At 68.0% G+C, this 17,170-nt stretch carries 18 protein-coding genes and 1 pseudogene; 16 read left to right on the forward strand and 3 right to left on the reverse strand.

Going from position 1 to position 17,170, the window contains the following annotated elements:
- A pseudogene (locus ACFY2X_RS41415) lies at window positions 1-250 on the forward strand (hypothetical protein); the annotation flags it as partial.
- A 126-nt stretch (window positions 251-376) separates the two neighbouring features.
- Here the strand turns inward: ACFY2X_RS41415 and ACFY2X_RS41420 are convergent.
- Window positions 377-1,135 (reverse strand): helical backbone metal receptor, encoded by a 759-nt coding sequence (locus tag ACFY2X_RS41420; protein WP_389948997.1) that lies wholly within the window; start codon window positions 1,133-1,135, stop codon window positions 377-379.
- Between the two features lie 227 nt (window positions 1,136-1,362).
- On the opposite strand from ACFY2X_RS41420, the gene ACFY2X_RS41425 reads away from it, so the two are divergent.
- The 15 genes from ACFY2X_RS41425 to ACFY2X_RS41495 all read left to right on the forward strand — a co-directional run bounded on the left by ACFY2X_RS41425 (window position 1,363) and on the right by ACFY2X_RS41495 (window position 14,940).
- A complete protein-coding gene (locus tag ACFY2X_RS41425; RefSeq protein ID WP_389949000.1) occupies window positions 1,363-1,653 on the forward strand; it encodes a hypothetical protein in 291 nt (96 codons plus the stop codon).
- Between the two features lie 521 nt (window positions 1,654-2,174).
- Entirely contained in the window at window positions 2,175-2,492 is a 318-nt protein-coding gene (locus ACFY2X_RS41430; RefSeq protein ID WP_389949003.1) for a hypothetical protein, read from the forward strand.
- A 450-nt stretch (window positions 2,493-2,942) separates the two neighbouring features.
- A complete protein-coding gene (locus ACFY2X_RS41435; protein ID WP_389949006.1) occupies window positions 2,943-3,110 on the forward strand; it encodes a hypothetical protein in 168 nt (55 codons plus the stop codon).
- 3 nt (window positions 3,111-3,113) lie between these two features.
- On the forward strand, window positions 3,114-3,464 hold the full coding sequence (locus ACFY2X_RS41440; protein WP_389949008.1) for an ArsR/SmtB family transcription factor: 351 nt from the start codon (window positions 3,114-3,116) through the stop codon (window positions 3,462-3,464).
- Between the two features lie 45 nt (window positions 3,465-3,509).
- Window positions 3,510-3,989, forward strand: a complete 480-nt coding sequence (locus ACFY2X_RS41445) for an NADH-quinone oxidoreductase subunit B family protein (RefSeq protein ID WP_389949011.1) — start codon at window positions 3,510-3,512, stop codon at window positions 3,987-3,989.
- A 53-nt stretch (window positions 3,990-4,042) separates the two neighbouring features.
- Entirely contained in the window at window positions 4,043-5,998 is a 1,956-nt protein-coding gene (locus ACFY2X_RS41450; RefSeq protein ID WP_389949014.1) for a proton-conducting transporter membrane subunit, read from the forward strand.
- Window positions 5,995-6,927 carry a respiratory chain complex I subunit 1 family protein gene (locus tag ACFY2X_RS41455; RefSeq protein WP_389949017.1) on the forward strand — a complete coding sequence of 311 codons (933 nt, stop codon included), beginning with the start codon at window positions 5,995-5,997 and terminating at the stop codon, window positions 6,925-6,927. Before ACFY2X_RS41450 ends, ACFY2X_RS41455 begins: the two co-directional genes overlap by 4 nt.
- A gap of 6 nt (window positions 6,928-6,933) precedes the next feature.
- A complete protein-coding gene (locus ACFY2X_RS41460) occupies window positions 6,934-7,593 on the forward strand; it encodes a hypothetical protein (protein ID WP_389949020.1) in 660 nt (219 codons plus the stop codon).
- A complete protein-coding gene (locus tag ACFY2X_RS41465) occupies window positions 7,593-9,035 on the forward strand; it encodes a proton-conducting transporter membrane subunit (protein ID WP_389949023.1) in 1,443 nt (480 codons plus the stop codon). Before ACFY2X_RS41460 ends, ACFY2X_RS41465 begins: the two co-directional genes overlap by 1 nt.
- A complete protein-coding gene (locus ACFY2X_RS41470) occupies window positions 9,032-10,504 on the forward strand; it encodes an NADH-quinone oxidoreductase subunit C (RefSeq protein ID WP_389949026.1) in 1,473 nt (490 codons plus the stop codon). Before ACFY2X_RS41465 ends, ACFY2X_RS41470 begins: the two co-directional genes overlap by 4 nt.
- 239 nt (window positions 10,505-10,743) lie before the next feature.
- Window positions 10,744-11,049 carry a hypothetical protein gene (locus ACFY2X_RS41475; protein WP_389949029.1) on the forward strand — a complete coding sequence of 102 codons (306 nt, stop codon included), beginning with the start codon at window positions 10,744-10,746 and terminating at the stop codon, window positions 11,047-11,049.
- A gap of 100 nt (window positions 11,050-11,149) precedes the next feature.
- Window positions 11,150-13,264 (forward strand): acetate--CoA ligase, encoded by a 2,115-nt coding sequence (acs, locus tag ACFY2X_RS41480; RefSeq protein ID WP_389949032.1) that lies wholly within the window; start codon window positions 11,150-11,152, stop codon window positions 13,262-13,264.
- 330 nt (window positions 13,265-13,594) lie between these two features.
- On the forward strand, window positions 13,595-13,954 hold the full coding sequence (locus ACFY2X_RS41485; protein WP_389949034.1) for an ArsR/SmtB family transcription factor: 360 nt from the start codon (window positions 13,595-13,597) through the stop codon (window positions 13,952-13,954).
- Window positions 13,955-14,028: 74 nt separating this feature from the next.
- Entirely contained in the window at window positions 14,029-14,352 is a 324-nt protein-coding gene (locus ACFY2X_RS41490; RefSeq protein ID WP_389949036.1) for a hypothetical protein, read from the forward strand.
- 252 nt (window positions 14,353-14,604) lie between these two features.
- Window positions 14,605-14,940, forward strand: a complete 336-nt coding sequence (locus ACFY2X_RS41495; RefSeq protein ID WP_389949039.1) for a hypothetical protein — start codon at window positions 14,605-14,607, stop codon at window positions 14,938-14,940.
- A 197-nt stretch (window positions 14,941-15,137) separates the two neighbouring features.
- Here ACFY2X_RS41495 and ACFY2X_RS41500 read toward each other — a convergent pair whose 3' ends face one another.
- Together ACFY2X_RS41500 and ACFY2X_RS41505 are read right to left on the reverse strand one after the other, a co-directional pair.
- A complete protein-coding gene (locus ACFY2X_RS41500) occupies window positions 15,138-16,838 on the reverse strand; it encodes a SulP family inorganic anion transporter (protein ID WP_389949041.1) in 1,701 nt (566 codons plus the stop codon).
- Window positions 16,835-17,170, reverse strand: a complete 336-nt coding sequence (locus ACFY2X_RS41505; protein WP_389949224.1) for an ArsR/SmtB family transcription factor — start codon at window positions 17,168-17,170, stop codon at window positions 16,835-16,837. Before ACFY2X_RS41505 ends, ACFY2X_RS41500 begins: the two co-directional genes overlap by 4 nt.

Genomic DNA, 17,170 nt, shown 5'->3' on the forward strand with positions numbered 1-17,170 from the left:
CGCGTTCCTTGCCGCGGCAGTCGACGACGCGAGGCCGACCAGACGTGCGGATGCGAGCCGCCCGGCCCGAAGCGGAGACCCGGTCGACCTGACCGTCCCAGAGATCCGCCGCCTGATCGGCGCACTGTTCAGCCCGCCGATCACAGCCCTGAACGCACTCCCGCACTGGTCGAACTGGCGCAGAAGCCACCAAGCTTCGGCACGTCGCAGCCACTACCGGCAGCGGCTCTCCGCCCCCTCCAGCGCGTAGATCGCGAAGTCACACTGGAGTACTAGTTGACTCTGTCCTCAGAACTCGGGCTCGCACCGATGCCCGGCATTCTCACCCTGTACGTCTTCACCTCGCCCGGCCGGATCGGAGCGGGCGAAAACCGCTTCACGTCAAGGCGGCCCTGAGAACAGCGGGCGCCTCGACCAGGGAGGGGCCGTACCAGGTCAGATGCCGGCCGCTGACGAGGGCGGCCGGTGTGTCGGGGAAGAACGCGGGGCCGTCCTCGGCGGTGAAGCGGTACGGTTCGTCGGGCAGGACGACGAGGTCGGCGCCGGCCGCCAGCAAACAGGGCAAGGGGATCTTCGGGTAGCGCTCGGAGTGGTCGGCGTAGAGGTTGCGGACGCCGAGCCTGCGCAGCAGGTCACCGGCGAAGGTGTCGCGTCCCAGGATCATCCAGGGTTTACGCCAGATGGGGATGACCGCCCGCCGTACGGGGACGACCGGCGGAACGGCCCGCCACGCGCCTTCGGCGGCGGCGAGCCAGTCCGGCTCCGGCAGGCCGCAGGCCAGCGTGAGCATCCGGCGCAGCGAGGCGAAGGCGTCGTCCAGCGTGCGGATCCGCGTCACCCAGATCGGCACTCCGGCCGAGCGCAGCGCCGCCAGGTCGGCCGGGCGGTTCTCCTCCTCGTTGGCCAGTACCAGATCCGGCTCAAGAGCGGCGATCGCGGCCAGGTCGGGGTTCTTGGTGCCGCCGATCCGTGGCACAGCCAGATCCGCCGGGTGGGTGCACCAGTCGGTCGCGCCGGCCAGTAAACGTGGCGCGGTTGCGGCGAGCGACTCCGTCAGCGACGGCACCAGCGACACCACGCGGCGTACGGCACCGCGCGGTGCGACGACCGGAGTACCGAGATCGTCGAGCGTCATCGGGGTCCTTCCTTCGCGGAATGGGACTGAAGGGGGAGGCGTCGAACGGTTTCGGACCCCCCGTCGCCCGGAACCCAGTTTCGGACCTCCGCTGCCCGGAACCCAGGAGAGGGCCGGCGACGACTTCGACCAGCTCGTTGTCAAGGTCGACGACCCTCAGGCGACCGCCGCCTCGATTCAGGCCGCGCTGCGATGACCACCACACAGCGCCTGCGCCGGGCCGCCCTGTGGACACCACCCGCCTTGGTCACTGTCGCGGTCGCCAAGCTCCCCGGGAGTGGGCCGCGACCGTCCTCGGGGCGGCCTCGGGTCCCTGCGAGAAGATCGTCCGGCTGCTGCGCATCGGCCTCACCCTGCTGCTGGCCTGGCAGCCCTGGCTGGTCCTGGCCGCCGTCCCGCTCCACTCGGCGGTCAACCTGCTGGCCGTACGGCTGATGCGCATCTCCCTGCCGCTGACGGAGGCCCTGGTGGCCGTCGTGGGAGTCGCAGCCTTCGCGCTCGGCCTGGCCTGCCAGTGAACAGGGCGGTGTCCCGGGAACGATGACGCCCGGGTCTCGCCGTTGAGACCCGGGCGTCACTGTTCTTCACGGGCTGTTCAGAGGTGCCGTTTGAACAGCCGAGCCCTTTCAGGCCGGGCCGCTGCCGGTCAGCCCATGTGCGGGTAGCGGTGGTCGGTCGGCGGCACGACTATCAAGCAGCCATATAGGTATGAGCTGCGAGAACGCAGCCGGGCTCAGCGGGCTTGTAAGTCGTTTGGCCGTGCGGGGACAGTTTGCGACCGGTCCAGGACTGCTTGGTGTCATACTCTCAACGCCGTCAGGGAGGAATATCTCCCCTGTATGGTTCGGCTTCTCATCGAGTCCGCGATTATCGCGGAGCCATACAGCTGTTCGGATGGCGCGCCCGGCCAGGGCCAGGGCGTCGCACAGCCTGGGAGGGGGCACAGAGCGCATTTGCGTCTTCAGAACTCGTCCTACGCCGGCACGTGCCCCTGCCCGCCGGGACAACCATCAGGGGGACAGATGGCCAAAACTCCTGCTTGAGCTTGATCGGCGAAGGCGAGAAGGTCGCCAAGGGGCAATCGGAAGTGATCATCGACGACGACACCCAGGCGAAGATCATGGCGATCTTCGGCGATCCAGAGCGGAACAAGGGCGGCGGGGGCGGCAGCGCGGCCCGCAAGTACCTGCTGTCGGGTGGACTATTGGTGTGCGGCATGCCCGGCTGCGGTAAGCCGCTACAGTCCCAGCCGTCCAACTCTGGGGCGCGCGGTTTTCGACACCGCCACCGGCCCGTCCGGGTTACCTGCCACCCGCCATCCCGGCACGCCTCAACTCAATCGCGCGCCAGGTCGTAACCAAGATCGTGGGGGTACCCCGGTTCAGGGTGCTGTTTTGTCCAGTCGCATCGCATTGATCACAGGCATCAACCGTGCCGGACCGAGAATTGACTGCGTTTCTCTCAATCCCGGCGCCAACTCAAAGCGGGTAACGCAATTCTCGGCACTGGCAGGCGTCGTCGGCGGGAATCTCCCGAGAGGCGCCGGGGTGGGCATCCCCTCGTGCTACCAGCGGATGCAGCCGAGGTGTAACCGGGAGATCTCGTCACTGCGTGGCCGGGAAGACAGCCAGCTTGCCCCATACTGCGTCGGCGAAGACACGGGGGTCGGTGCCGATCAGCGCGGCGACGCTGTGCGTCGAACCATGCAATTCACACAATGTGAAGTCATGCAAAGCTTAAGACTTGAAGAAGTCTTCAATTATTGGCATCATATTTTTCCTAGGTCCTCATGGAGCGGAGGACGTGCGTGGAAGACTTCACGGGCGGTGTTCGGCGCAGGGCGCGCGAGGCGGTGCGTGCCGCCCGCGACTCGGGTGACTCATATGCGGCGCAGGTCCACGCGGCCGATCTGGAAGAGATGCTGCGCCTGGCCGACGAGCACGGCATAGCGGTGGATCCCGAGGGAGAGGACTGAGCGATGCCGGTTCCGCTGTATCAGGCGAAGGCGGAGTTCTTCCGAACGTTGGGCCACCCGGTGCGGATCCAGGTGCTGGAGTTACTGCAGGCCGGGCCATGTTCGGTGCGTGACATGCTCGCCGCCATTGAGGTGGAATCGTCGAACATGTCGCAGCAGCTGGCGGTGCTGCGCAGGGCGGGTATCGTGACCGCCACTCGCGAGGGCGCCACGGTGGTCTATGCACTGAGCAGTGGGGATGTGGCCGAGCTGCTGCGGGCGGCGCGCCGAATCCTGACCGACATGATCACAGGCCAGGAGGAGCTGCTGGCCGAGCTGCGCGGAGCGGACGCCGAGGAGCCACGTTCGGGGTGAGGCCTGCCGGAGCTGCGGAGGGCGGATGCGAGGCTGGGAGTCGCTGTGACGAGTTTGTGGCGAAAGATCAGGCAGACGGGCCGGGTCGCCGAGGCTGTTCCGGAGCACGTCGCCGGAGAGGTGCCGGTCGAGGAGTTGCGCGGCTCGGTGCAGATCCGGCATGTGGATGCGGGCTCGTGCAACGGGTGCGAGGTGGAGATCGCCTCGGCGTTCGGTCCCGTCTATGACGCGGAGAGGTACGGCGCGCGGCTGGTGGCCTCTCCCCGGCACGCGGACGCGCTGGTGGTTACGGGGCCGGTGACGCGCAACATGGAGGTGGCGCTGCGCCGTACCTATGAGGCGGTTCCCGAGCCGCGCCTGGTGATCGCGCTGGGCGACTGCGCCCGCAATTGCGGGGCTTTCGCGGGGGCGTACGGTGTGGCAGGCGCCGTTGGCGACGTGGTCCCTGTGGACGTGGAGGTGCCGGGCTGCCCGCCCGAGCCGGAGGCGATCATCTCGGCGCTGCGCGGGCTGACCGGCCGATGAACCTCGCCGGCTCCCTGTTCGTCCTTGCGCTGAGCCTTTGCACGGTGGCGGCGGTGGTCGCTCTGACGGTACCCGCAGGCGCTCGGTCCCTGGTCGCGAATGTGGGCACGGCTGGCGCGGGCGCGGCGGCCATCGGCTCAGGCGCGGCGGTGCTGGCGGGCGGGCGCTGGTCAGCGTGGCTGCCGGACGTGCTGCCGCTGGCAGGGGTACGGCTGGCGCTGGACCCCCTGGGCGGCCTGTTCGTCGCGGTCACCGGAGGCGTGGCGGTGTGCGCGGCGATCTATGGGATCGGTTATGGGCGGGGACATGGCTTGGGCGGCAGAGTTGTGCAGTCCGCGCTGCCCCTGTTCGTCGCCGCGCTGCTGCTGGTGCCCGCGGCGGCGAGTGTCAGCACCTTCCTGGTGGCGTGGGAGCTGATGGCGCTTACGTCGCTGGTGCTGGTGCTGGCCGAGCACCGCGAGCGGGCCAAGGTCGGCGAGGCCGGGCTGTGGTACACGGTCATGACCCACCTCGGCTTCGCGGTCATCCTGGCCGGGCTGGCGCTCTTCGCGGCGGGTGCGGGCAGCGAGGCCTTCGAGCAGTTGCGGACAGCGGACCTGTCCGGCGCGACGCAGAACGTGGTGTTTCTGGCGACGCTGATGGGGTTTGCTTCCAAGGCGGGCATCGTCCCCCTGCACGTGTGGCTGCCCAGGGCGCATCCCGAGGCACCCAGCCATGTGTCCGCGTTGATGAGCTCGGCGATGGTGAACCTGGGTGTGTACGGCGTCGCCCGGGTCGGCCTGGACCTGCTGGGCGGTGGGCCGGAGTGGTGGTGGCTGGTCGTGCTCGGCGCGGGCGCGCTGTCGGCCGTTTACGGCATCCTGCAGGCTGTGGTCACCTCGGATCTCAAACGCCTGCTCGGCTACTCCACCACCGAGAACATGGGCTTGGTGCTGATCGGAGTCGGTGCGGCTGGGTTCTTCACGGCCTCGGGCGCGCCCGTGCTCGCGGGGCTGGCGTTGACGGCGGCCCTGCTGCACGTGCTCAACCACGCGGGGTTCAAGACGCTGCTGTTCCTGGCGGCCGGGGCGGTGCTGCGCTCGACCGGGACCAGGGATCTTGACGCGCTGGGCGGGCTGCGTGGCCGCATGCCGTATACCACCGTGCTGTTCGCGATCGGCGCGCTGTGCGCGTCGGCGCTCCCGCCGGGCAACGCGTTCGTCAGCGAGTGGCTGCTGCTGCAGAGCCTGATTCACGTGCTGCCCGCCTCGGGTGTGGCGGGGGCGGTGACGATGCCGCTAGCGGTGGCGGTGATCGCGCTGTCGGCTGGGCTGGCTGTCGCCGCGTTCGTCAAGGCGTTCGGCGTGGGCTTCCTGGCCCGGCCGCGCAGCGTGGAGGCGGAGTCGGCGACCGAGAGTCCTGCCTCGATGCTGGGCGGGATGGGCGTCGCCGCCGCCGGATGCGTCCTGCTGGCCCTCGCGCCCGCGGTCGTGTTGCCGGGGCTCGGGGCTGTGGTGGCCGACGTGCTCCACGGCACGGACGCGGTGTCCGGTCAGGTGACGCTGCGCCTGACCGGGGTTATGGGGATGATTTCGCCGCTGCTGATCGCGTGTTCGCTGGTGGTCGCCGTGCTCGCCGTGCTCGCCGCGGTCCGGCTGGTCGCCCATGGCCAGGCCAGGCGGGCGGCCAGGCTGTGGGACTGCGGAGCGGGGCCTATGTCAGCGCGGATGGAGTACACCGCCACGTCTTTCGCCGAACCGCTGCAGCGGGTCTTCGATGACGTGCTGGCGCCTGAGAGCGATGTCGATGTCACCCCGGTGAAGGAGTCGGCCTACCTGGTGGAGCGGGTGGAGTTCCACGCACGGGTGCCCGACCGGGTCGAACGCAGGTTGTACGACCCTGTGCTGGCCGCGGTCGCCGAGATTGGCCGTCAGGCCAGGCGGCTGGCCAACGGCAGCGTGCACCGCTATCTCGCCTACGGCTTCTACGCCCTCACAGGCGTCCTGATCGTGCTGGCGGTGATCCGATGACTGCCGTGATCCAGCTGGTCCTCGTGGTGGTAGGGGCGCCGCTGCTGGTAGGGGTGATGCGGCAGGTCCGGGCCCGCCTGGAGGGCCGGGCGGGAGCAGGGGTGCTGCAGCCGTGGCGAGACCTGCGCAAGCTGGTGCGCAAGCAGCCGATCACCCCACACGGAACGGGTTGGGTGTTCCGCGCCGCGCCGCTGGTGCTCGCCGCGACGGCGCTGGTGGTGGCGGCGGCTGTGCCGCTGGTGAGCACAACCTCCCCGTTGGAGGGCGTGGCGGATCTGTTCGCGGTGGTCGCGCTGCTGGCGCTGGGGTCGGTGGCCCTGGCTCTTGGCGGGCTGGACACCGGGACCGCGTTCGGCGGGATGGGCGCCAGCCGCGAGGTGACCGTGCTGGCGCTGGTCGAGCCGACCATCCTGGTGTCGGTCTTCGCGCTGTCGGTGCGGGCCGGTTCCACGAACCTGGGGGCGATCGTCACCTTCACCACGGAAGATCCACTGGCGGTGATCTCCCCGGTCAGCCTGCTGGCCGCGGCCGCGCTGGCGATCGTGACGATCGCCGAGACCGGTCGCATCCCAGTGGACAATCCCGCCACGCATCTGGAGCTGACGATGATCCATGAGGCGATGGTGTTGGAGTACGCGGGTCCGGATCTCGCGCTGATCGAGTGGGCTTCGGCCGCTCGGCTGTCGGTCCTGCTGGGCCTGCTGGCCAGCCTGTTCGCGCCGTGGGGCATCGCCACTGCGGGCGCGGGACTTGCGCCCCTGCTGCTGGGGGTGGTGGTGCTGCTGGTGAAGGTGGGACTGCTGGGTGTCTTGCTGGCAGCTGGTGAGGTGTTCATGGCCAAGCTGCGGCTGTTCCGCGTGCCGGAGCTGCTGGCCGGGTCCTTCCTGATGGCGCTACTGGCCGTGGCCGCTTCCTTCTTCCTGGCGTGAGGTGACATGAACGAGTCGCTGTACGTGCCGCTGCTGGACCTGGCCTGCGGGGCGTTTCTGCTGGCGGGTGTGCTGGTGTTGTGGCGGCGTGACCTGTCGGCCATCGTGTGGCTGTTCGCCGTCCAAGGGCTCTCCCTCGCCGCGGTGATTGTGCTGCTTGGCTTGCATCAGGGTCATGTCGAGCTGGTTGTGGTAGGAGTGGGCATCGGGGCGCTGCGTGCCGGACTGCTGCCCTACCTGATGCGCAGGGCGCTGGTCGCGAGCGGCGAGAGCCGCGAGACCCAGCCGCTGGTCAACGTGGCCACCTCGCTGCTGGTCGCGGCGGTGCTGGCGATGCTCGCCTACGCGATCGCCCAGCCTCTGGTACGGCTGGCGCCCACGCCCGCCACGCAGGCCGTGCCCGTCGCCTTGACCGTGCTGCTGGTCGGCTTCTTCGTCCTGGTCACCAGGCGGCGGGCGCTGTCGCAGGTGGTGGGGTTCCTGCTGATGGACAATGCGATCACCGCCACCGCGTTTCTCACCACCAGCGGCGTGCCGCTCGTGGTCGAGCTCGGCGTCTCGCTGGACGTACTGCTTGCCGTACTCGTGCTGCAGGTTCTGACCACGCGGATGCGGGCGGCGTTCGGCGGCACCGATCTGGATGAGTTGCGGGAGCTGCACGACTGATGGTGATCCTTCCTGTTCTGCTGCCCGTCCTGGCCGCCTGTGGCTATGCCGTACTCGGCTGGGGCAAGGTCACCGCGTGGCTGGGCGCGATAGCCGCCGCCGGCGTGCTCGGCGCCTCGACGGCGCTGGCCGTCACCACCCTCGACGGTCCTCGGATGGCGATATGGGGCCTGCTGCGGGCCGACGCGCTGAGCGCGTTCATGTTGATCGTGATCGGCGCGGTGGCGCTGCTGGCCATGCTCGCCAGCCCCGCCTACCTGACCGCCGGACACGCCGGGCCACGAGCGACCCGCCGCTATGGCGTACTCACCCAAGGCTTCGTGGCCGCGATGGCGCTGGCCGTGCTCGCTTCCAACATCGGCGTCATGTGGGTGGCCATCGAGGCCACCACCATCCTGACCGCCTTCCTCGTGGGGTTCCGCAAAACCAAACAGGCCACCGAAGCTGCCTGGAAATACGTCGTCATCTGCTCGGTCGGCATCGCGCTGGCCTTGCTCGGCATCGTGCTCGTGCACTACGCGGCCCTGCACGCGGGCGTGCCGTCGGCCGCGGGGCTGGACTGGGCAGCGCTCTCCCGGCACGCCGCTTCCCTCGACCCCGAAGTGATGCGGATCGCGGCCGTCCTGCTCGTGCTGGGGTTCGGCACCAAGGCGGGGCTGGCTCCCATGCACGCCTGGCTGCCCGACGCGCACAGCCAGGCTCCCGCCCCGGTGTCGGCGCTGATGTCCGGCGTGCTGCTGTCAGTGGCCTTCTACGCGATCCTCCGGGTGAAGCTGATCGCCGACGCGGCGCTGGGATCCACCTCGATGCGGGTCCTGCTGGTGGTCGCCGCACTGGCCTCACTCGCTGTCGCCGCCGCCTTGCTACTGGCCCAGCGTGACTACAAGCGGCTGCTGGCCTACTCCAGCATCGAGCACATGGGGCTGGTCGCCCTGGGGGCGGCGATCGGCAGTCGGCTCGCGCTGGCCGCCGTACTGCTGCACATCCTCGGCCACGGGCTGGGCAAGTCCGTGCTCTTCCTGTCCTCCGGGCACCTCCACCAGGCCACCGGCAGCAGCCGGATCGACGCCGTCCGCGGCCTGGCCTCGCGCGCGCCGCTGCTGGCCGGGATCTTCGCGCTCGGACTGCTCGCCCTGCTCGGCATACCGCCCTTCAGCCTGTTCGCCAGCGAGATCGGCATCGTCCGCGCCGCTTTCACCGCGGACCTGGGCTGGGCGATCGCACTGGCCCTCGTTCTCATGCTGGTCATCGTCGCCGCCGTCGGCCGGCACGGCCGGCGCATGCTGCTCGGTCCGCCCTCGGGCGCACAAGTTGCCCTGCCACGCACGAGTGGGGTCGTTCTGGTCATCGGGCTTGCGGCCTGCGCGGTCCTCGGGGTCGCTGTGGGCCCGCTCAACTCTCTGCTGCAGGCCGCCGCTGTCATCGCCGGAGCCATCCCATGACCCATCGCACCATCTCCAACGTCAGCCCCAGCGAGCTGCCGGAGCAGGCAGCAGCGCTCCTCGCCGATGGCTACCGTCTCGCCCTGGTTTCGGCCCAGGATGAAGCCAAAGGATTCGGCGTCGCCTACCTGTTCACCGCCGCAAGCCCCGATCGTCGCACTGAACTGCGCCTGCGCCTGCCGCCCGAAGAACCAGCGGTCCCCAGTCTGGCGAGCCTGTCCTTTCCCGCGGGCCGGTTCGAACGTGAAATGCGTGATCTGTATGGGATCACGCCATTCGATCATCCTTTGCCGCGGCGGCTGGTCCGCCATCACCACTGGCCGCGTGGCTGGTATCCGATGCGGGCCAACGCGGGCCCGCCGCCTTCCTTCGGCGACCCCGAAGGCCCCTACCCGTTCGTCACCGTCGAAGGAGCAGGCGTCTACGAGATCCCCGTCGGCCCCGTACACGCCGGGCTCATCGAACCCGGTCACTTCCGCTTCTCGGTGGTCGGCGAGACCATCATCAAGCTCAAAGCCCGCCTCTGGTTCGTGCACAAGGGCATCGAGAAACTCTTCGAAGGCCGCCACCCCGCCGACGGGCTGCAGCTGGCCGAACGCGTCAGCGGCGACACCACCGTCGGACACGCCCTGGCCTACTGCCTGGCCATCGAGGAGGCCACAGGCACCCCTGTCGCGCCAGATGTCCAGCGCGGCCGGGCCATGCTGCTGGAACTCGAGCGCCTCTACAACCACATCACCGACCTGGGTGCGCTGTGCAATGATGTCGCCCACGGCATCCTCCACTCCCATGCCGGGCGCGTCCGCGAGCAACTCCTGCGCATCAACACCCAGGTCACCGGCCACCGGCTGCTCCGTGGCGGCGTCATACCCGGCGGCGTGGCACTCAGAGGCCTGCCCGATCCTGACGTCCTGGCCGACATCGGTGCCGATGTCGCGGAAATCGTCGAGCTCGCCCTCGGCCACACTGTCGTCGCCGACCGATTCACCGGCAGTGCGATCCTCACCGGGCAGGCCGCCCGCGACCTCGGCACGCTTGGCTACGTCGCCCGCGCCAGCGGACTGGACCTCGATGCCCGCCGCGACCACCCCTTCACCGATCTCGGCCCGTTCCCCGTCGCCACGCGGACCAGCGGGGATGTGCTAGCCCGCTTCCAGATCCGCGCCGAGGAGATCGCCACCTCCATCGCCCTGATCGCCCGCCTTGTCAACGATCTCTCCCCGGGCGATGTGAACCGCCCCGTATCCGGAGGGGTGTCCTCCGGGGTCGGCATCATCGAAGGCTGGCGCGGCACCATCGCCCATCGTGTCCAGCTCGCGGACGATGGGACCCTGGCCAGGGTCAAGATCGTCGACCCGTCGTTCTTCAATTGGCCCGCGCTGCCGGTCGCCCTCGACGGAGCGATCGTGCCCGACTTCCCGCTGGTCAACAAGAGCTTCAACCTCTCCTACGCGGGCAATGACCTGTGAACGGGTGGGCCATTCACGGGTCGGGCGTCACCCTCGCGGCTAATGCGGCGGCGAGGGTTGCGGGCGTTGCCGCATCGATGGCGGGCGGCTGTTTTACGCCTGCCGCAACGGGCTGGTCTTGCCCATGAGCTGCTCAGTCCGGACAGCGCGTAGGCGCGCTTCTTCTCACCCACTTGTGTGGTCACTACGGTCCGGAGTTACGCTGGATTTCTCCCAGAACCTTGGGAGGGGGCATCGTCATGACGCAGCAGTATCTAGCCGGTGAGTTGTCGCTCCTTCTCGGCCAGTTGCAGATCGTCACCACGAATAAAGAGTCGGAGCGCGACGTGGCCCGCCTGCGCTTTGAGGCCGAAACCGTGCCGATCGCTTCACTGCCGTCGGTGGTGGTCCGGGCGTTGACGTTGACCGACACGCTGTGCTGGGAGTCGTTGTCACGCGCCGACGTCGTCACGTTTTCCCGCCAGGCCAAGATCTGTGCCGACCTGTTCGACTTCGGCGTCTGCGCAGGCCTGCTCGAAGATGCCTGGCCCGCGTGGCACCCTTGATCGCGGCCGATCGTCGCGAAAAGTCGAGGGCGCGGGCTTCGCCGTACGCCCGCCATCCCAAACCGCGAGCCCGCATTCGTCATTCAGCGGAGGTCGAGCGATGACAGCAGAGCACGAGGCGAAGCCCTCCGAGGCGCAGATCGCCGTTCACTGGCGGGAAGAGGGCTACTACTACCCGTCCGCGAGGTTCATCGGCCAGGCCAACGCCTCCGATCCTGCCATCTTCGAGCGGTTCGGCGAGGATCACTTCCCTGAATGCTTCAAGGAGTACGCCGACCTGCTCGACTGGGACGCCTACTGGCACACCACGCTGGACACCAGTAACCCGCCGTTTTGGAAGTGGTTCGTCGGTGGCCGCCTGAACGCCTGCCATAACTGCGTCGACCGGCACCTGGCGACCAGCCCCAACAAGGCGGCCCTGATCTGGGTGCCGGAGCCGGAGACCGAGCAGAGCCAGGCGATCACCTACCGGGATCTGCACCGGCGGGTCAACGAGTTCGCCGCGTTGCTACGCGACTTCTGCGGCCTGAAGACCGGTGATCGGGTCACCTTCCACCTGCCGATGGTCCCTGAGCTGCCGGTGGCGATGCTGGCCTGCGCCCGGCTCGGCGTCATCCACTCGGAGGTGTTCGGCGGGTTCAGCGGCGCGGCGTGCGGCGACCGGATTGCCGACTCGCAAAGCCGTGTTCTGGTGACCATGGATGGCTACTACCGCAATGGTGAACTGGTCGACCACAAGACCAGGGGCGACGAGGCGGTGGCCACCGCCGCCAAGCTCGGTGCCGAGGTCGACAAGGTGCTCGTCTGGCGGCGTCATCCCGGCCAGTACGCCTCGCAGAGCGCGATGGTCGACGGGCGTGACTTCTTCGTCGACGAGGTGCTGAAAGACTACCGAGGGCGGCTGGTAGAGCCGGTCTCTATGCCCGCCGAGGCGCCGCTGTTCTTGATGTACACCAGCGGCACCACCGCCCGCCCGAAAGGCTGCCAGCACAGCACCGGCGGCTACCTCTCCTACGTCACCGGCACTTCGAAGTACTACCAGGACATCCACCCCGACGACACCTATTGGTGCATGGCCGACATCGGCTGGATCACCGGTCACTCCTACATTGTCTACGGACCGCTCTCCTTGGGCACCACCAGCGTGATCTACGAGGGCGTCCCCACCTACCCGGATCCGGGACGACCATGGCGGATCGCCGAACGGCTCGGAGTGAACATCTTCCACACCGCGCCGACCGCGATCCGCATGCTGCGCAAGCTCGGGCCGGACGAACCCCATAAGTACGGTTACCGCTTCAAGCACATGACCACCGTCGGCGAGCCGATCGAACCGGAGGTGTGGCGCTGGTACTACGACGTTGTGGGCAAGGGCGAAGCGGTCATCGTCGACACCTGGTGGCAGACCGAGAACGGCGGCTTCCTGGGCAGCACCCTGCCCGCCCTGCAACCGATGAAGCCCGGCAGCTGCGGCCCCGGCGTCCTGGGCATCTACCCGGTCATCTACGACGAGGACCGCAACGTCGTGCCGGCAGGCAGCGGGAAGGCCGGCAACATCTGCATCCGCAACCCCTGGCCCGGCATCTTCCAGACCATCTGGGGACAACCGGAACGGTTCGTGGAGCTGTACTACAGCAAGTACTGTGCCAACCCCGACAGCACCGACTGGCGCGACTGGCCCTACCTGGCCGGCGACGGAGCCATGCTCGCCGCCGACGGTTACTTCCGCATCCTCGGCCGCGTCGACGACGTCATCAACGTGGCAGGGCACCGGCTGGGCACCAAGGAGCTCGAATCGGCCAGCATCACCGTCGACGAAGTCGCCGAAGCCGCGGCCGTTCCGGTCATGGACGAGCTACGCGGCCGGGCTGTGGAGATATACATCTCGCTCAAACCCGGCGTGACTGCGGGCAAGGACATCGAAGACAAAGTCGTAGCCGCGATCGAGACCCAGATCGGGAAGATCGCCCGGCCGAAGAATGTGTGGATCGTCGCCGACATGCCCAAGACCCGCTCCGGGAAGATCATGCGCAGGGTTATCGCCTCGATCTCCAACTTCGCCGACGTCGGCGATGTCACCACCCTGTCCAACCCGGAGATCGTCGACGACATCCGTCACCGGGTGCAGGCCGAGAAGCTGGCCCGTGGTGAGGCGCCCCGCGAGCTCACCCCTCAAGAGGAGACGGAGATCAAGGCGTTCGGCGCCGCCGAGTGAAGCTCATCGGTGGAGTACCCACATGGCCTCCTCGAATGTCTCAATGACGACAGTGCGGGAGCTCTCGATGCAGGAGATGATCCCCTCACGGGGGCCGCCATTCGTTGCCACCAGAACGCCTCTTCCTTTGATATGCCTCGAGAGAGGAGGGCGCGAATCAGGTAGGCCTCGTGCCTGGAACCACTAACTACGGACAGAGCGTCGTGAGGGCGTCGGCATGGTTGCTAGGATTCGCAATTATTTAGAAATGCTGCGTTCGGCGTCGCTGCCATGACCGTGGTTGGGTAGCGATCGAGGCGGGCCGACAACGTCCCGCTGGGACTGTCCACGATGGGGGAGGCTGCTGCGGTGCGCCAGCCGCTCTACCAACTGAAAGCCGAGTTCTTCAAGACGCTTGGGCATCCGGCTCGGATCCGGGTGCTGGAGCTGCTCAGCGAGCGCGAGTACTCGGTCGCCGAACTGCTTTCCCAGGTGGACATCGAGCCTGCCCACATGTCCCAGCAGCTGGCGGTGCTACGACGGTCCAACCTGGTGTCCTCCCGTAAGGAAGGCGCCACCGTGTACTACGCCGTCACCAACCCGCAGATCGCCGAGCTCCTGGCAGTGGCCCGGGCGATCCTCACCGGTGTCTTGTCGGGACAGGCCGAACTACTGGAGGACCTGCGCGCCTATACCCCGAAGGGGGCGTGAAGGCGCTCACAAGACGGCGGGCGGTTCGTGGCCTCGGTAGCCCACGGCTGCCCGTCCACCACAAGGAAGTCCACGTGCGCCGGCCGCTGGCCATGGCCGTAGCGCAACGGGTGCGCCGGCCGCACGACATCGCCGCCAACGCCGCGACCCACGTGGCAACGATTCATGCCGTCAATGCGAGCGTGGTGGTCTTTCCTGGGCTGTCACTGACCGGATACGAGCTGATCTGCCGGGACTCCGGTGTCCCGGAACACGCCACGGCGATCGCTCTTCTCGGCATGGACGTCTACGTGGCCAGCGCGCTGTTCTCCTTCGCCGCCAGCCGTCGAGGGGGCAAGCGAATGTGCGCCATCGCCTGGGATGAGGGCCGGGCCTTCGCTTTGGCCGTTCTCGCGTGACCGTAAGCTGCTGATCTACACCTTCTGATATATTATTAATTGCCAAGTTTCGCAAATGGGAAGGTGTACGGCTGGCATGAGTGAGCGGGCGCGGGTTTTGTTGTGTCTAGGGTGCCGCCGTCATCATCGTCCGACGGCGGTACGCCGTGGCAAGTGCCCGGCTTGCGGAGACAACCGGCTGATGGGCTACGTCCACACTGGCTTCGTGGTCACGGGGCGGCACAAGCGCCCAGCCGATGAGACGGCATTCGCGTGACGTTCCAATGGTTCCGGGAGATGCATGCCGGTGCTGAGATCCTCCGGTTCACTGGACATGTGGGCCTCGACGCGCCTGATCTGATCGCAGCGACGAACGGCGTGGACGCGCCCTATCGCGATCTTCCGCTTGTGCTCGACCTGACTGATCTGCAGGGCTGGGGTCGAGGCCGCTCTGCAATTGTCGCCGCCGTCCAGCGCCTGGCGGTCCATCGAGAGGTGACGATACGCGCCCCACACGACAGGCTGACCCTGTGGGCTCTGGAGGAAGCCGGTCTTGGTGCCCTGATAGACGCGAAGCCAGTCACGTCTCCCCGGCGGGATGAAACGTAGGAAGCTCCTGCGGGCACCGGTTACCCGCATCCTCGAAGAGGCTACTGACCAGTTCGCGGCCCCTCTCCTCCTCATCCAGGCCGACGATGATGCGTGATCCGGCGGGCAAGACCTGGTCCACGCTGTCCTCCTCGTTGAGGCTCACCTCCATGGTGCGCCGTCGGATCGGCTACGGGGAGGTACTTGGACGGCGAGATTCACACCGCGACCGTGGTCGGCGCGGAGCTCGCCGTCTGGTCGGGTGAGTCACCGGCCAGCAGATGGCGCGCGCGCGCGATAGCAGCGGGCGTATCGGAGAAGGTCAGACCGCCGCGGCGCAGGTGTTCGGCCACGCCGAGGGCAGCCAACACCTGGAAGTGGTCCTGCTTGATACCGGACAGCAAGACGGTGATGCCACGCTGCTCCAGACGGGTGATCGCATCGCCCAGCACTTGTGCACCGGTGGCGTCGATGGTCGTGACACGCGACATCCGCAGGATCACCACCCGCACGTCAGCGACCTTCGACAGTTCAAGCAGGAAGCGGTGCGCCGCGGCGAAGAACATCGGACCGTCGAACCGATAGGCGACGATGTGTTCGGCCAGTAGTTGCTGCTCCTCTTGACTGTGATCGCCAGTCTCCAGCGGCACCTGCTCCACCTTGACGGTGCGGGCCACAGCACGCAGGGCCAGCACGATGGCCACACCGATGCCCACGGCCACCGCGGTGACCAGATCCAGGGCCACCGTCACCACAAAGGTGAGCGCCATCACGAGGGCGTCGCCGCGGGTGGAGCGGGCAATGGCGCGCAACGACCCGACCTCGACCATCCGCACCGTGGTGGCCAGCAGCACTCCGGCCAGCGCGGCCAGCGGGATCCGCCCGACCAGCCCAGAGGCGGCGAACACGATGATCGCCAGCACGATGGCGTGGGTCAGAGCAGCCAACCGGGAGCGCGCCCCAGAACGCACATTGACCGCAGTGCGGGCGATGGCCGCGGTCGCGGGGACGCCGCCGAACAAGGGAGCGGCCAGATTGGCGATGCCCTGCCCGAACAGCTCGCGGTCCGGGTCGTGCTTCTCTCCGACGCTCATCGCGTCGGCGACCGAAGCGCACAACAGGCTCTCCAGCGCGGCCAGCGCGGCCACCGCCAGCGCAGAAGGCAGTAGCCCAGCCAGCGCGCCGAGATCGACGAAGCCCAGCGAGGGCGCAGGGAGCGCAGCGGGAAGCGCCCCGATCCGCGCCACATCCAGGCCGGCCATCTCTGCGACGACCGTTGCCATCACCACACCGATCAGCGAGAACGGCACTCCAGGACGCCAGCGCGCACCCACCAGCATCAGGGCGGCCACCACCAACGCCATGATCAGAGGGGCAGGCGCAGGAGCAGTCACGTAGCGAACCACTGCGTCGGCTGCCACCTGCCAGACGTGCTCGCCCTCCACTACCGCGATGCCCAGCGCTGCCGGAACCTGCTGCAGCGCGATCACCACCGCGATGCCCGAGGTGAAGCCCTCGATCACCGACGTGGGCATGAACTGAGCGAAGCGGCCGACCCGCACAACGGCCAGCGCGATCAGCGCCAAACCGGCCAGCAACCCCACCATCAGAACGCCACGCGCGCCGTACTGATGAACGATCGGCACCAGCACCACGGTCATCGCACCGGTCGGACCAGAGACCTGCAGATTGCTACCACCGAAGATGGCCGCCAGGGCGCCCGCCACGATCGCGGTGACCAAACCGGCCTGGGCACCCAGACCCGAACTGACCCCGAAGGCCAGCGCGAGCGGTAGGGCCACTATGGCAACCGTCAGCCCGGCGAGCAGATCACGACGCGGATCACGCCGCACCGGGGTCCAGTCCAAGGTGCTGGGAAGGAGACCGAAGAGCCGTGCACGGATACCCGCCGTACTCATCGCACGGTCTCCGCACGCAACTCGGCCAGCAGTTCGCCCTGCCCGACCAGCATCGCACTCAGAATCCGCCGCGAGGCGGACAGGAGGTCGGCCACATCCGGGGTGGACAGCGTGTACACGACAGTCACCCCTTCACGGGTGGCGACGACGAGTCCGGCCCTGCGTAATACAGCCAGTTGCTGGGACAGGCTGGAGGCCTCGATGTCGATCGCGGCGAGCAGGTCCCGCACGTGCATCGGGCCATCCTGGAGCAGCTCCAGCACCCGGATGCGGACAGGGTGGCCGAGCGTGCGGAAGAACTCGGCCTTGGCCTGATACAGCGGCACCGGCAC

This window comes from Streptosporangium sp. NPDC000396, assembly GCF_042898655.1.
GTDB lineage: Bacteria > Actinomycetota > Actinomycetes > Streptosporangiales > Streptosporangiaceae > Streptosporangium.

Coding starts and splice junctions, on each gene's coding strand:
- ACFY2X_RS41475 (WP_389949029.1), top strand. CDS start 10,744: ATGACGCAGCAGTATCTAGCCGGTGAGTTGTCGCTCCTTCTCGGCCAG.
- ACFY2X_RS41455 (WP_389949017.1), top strand. CDS start 5,995: ATGACTGCCGTGATCCAGCTGGTCCTCGTGGTGGTAGGGGCGCCGCTG.
- ACFY2X_RS41460 (WP_389949020.1), top strand. CDS start 6,934: ATGAACGAGTCGCTGTACGTGCCGCTGCTGGACCTGGCCTGCGGGGCG.
- ACFY2X_RS41420 (WP_389948997.1), bottom strand. CDS start 1,135: ATGACGCTCGACGATCTCGGTACTCCGGTCGTCGCACCGCGCGGTGCC.
- ACFY2X_RS41485 (WP_389949034.1), top strand. CDS start 13,595: ATGGGGGAGGCTGCTGCGGTGCGCCAGCCGCTCTACCAACTGAAAGCC.
- ACFY2X_RS41440 (WP_389949008.1), top strand. CDS start 3,114: ATGCCGGTTCCGCTGTATCAGGCGAAGGCGGAGTTCTTCCGAACGTTG.
- acs (WP_389949032.1), top strand. CDS start 11,150: ATGACAGCAGAGCACGAGGCGAAGCCCTCCGAGGCGCAGATCGCCGTT.
- ACFY2X_RS41470 (WP_389949026.1), top strand. CDS start 9,032: ATGACCCATCGCACCATCTCCAACGTCAGCCCCAGCGAGCTGCCGGAG.
- ACFY2X_RS41465 (WP_389949023.1), top strand. CDS start 7,593: ATGGTGATCCTTCCTGTTCTGCTGCCCGTCCTGGCCGCCTGTGGCTAT.
- ACFY2X_RS41500 (WP_389949041.1), bottom strand. CDS start 16,838: ATGAGTACGGCGGGTATCCGTGCACGGCTCTTCGGTCTCCTTCCCAGC.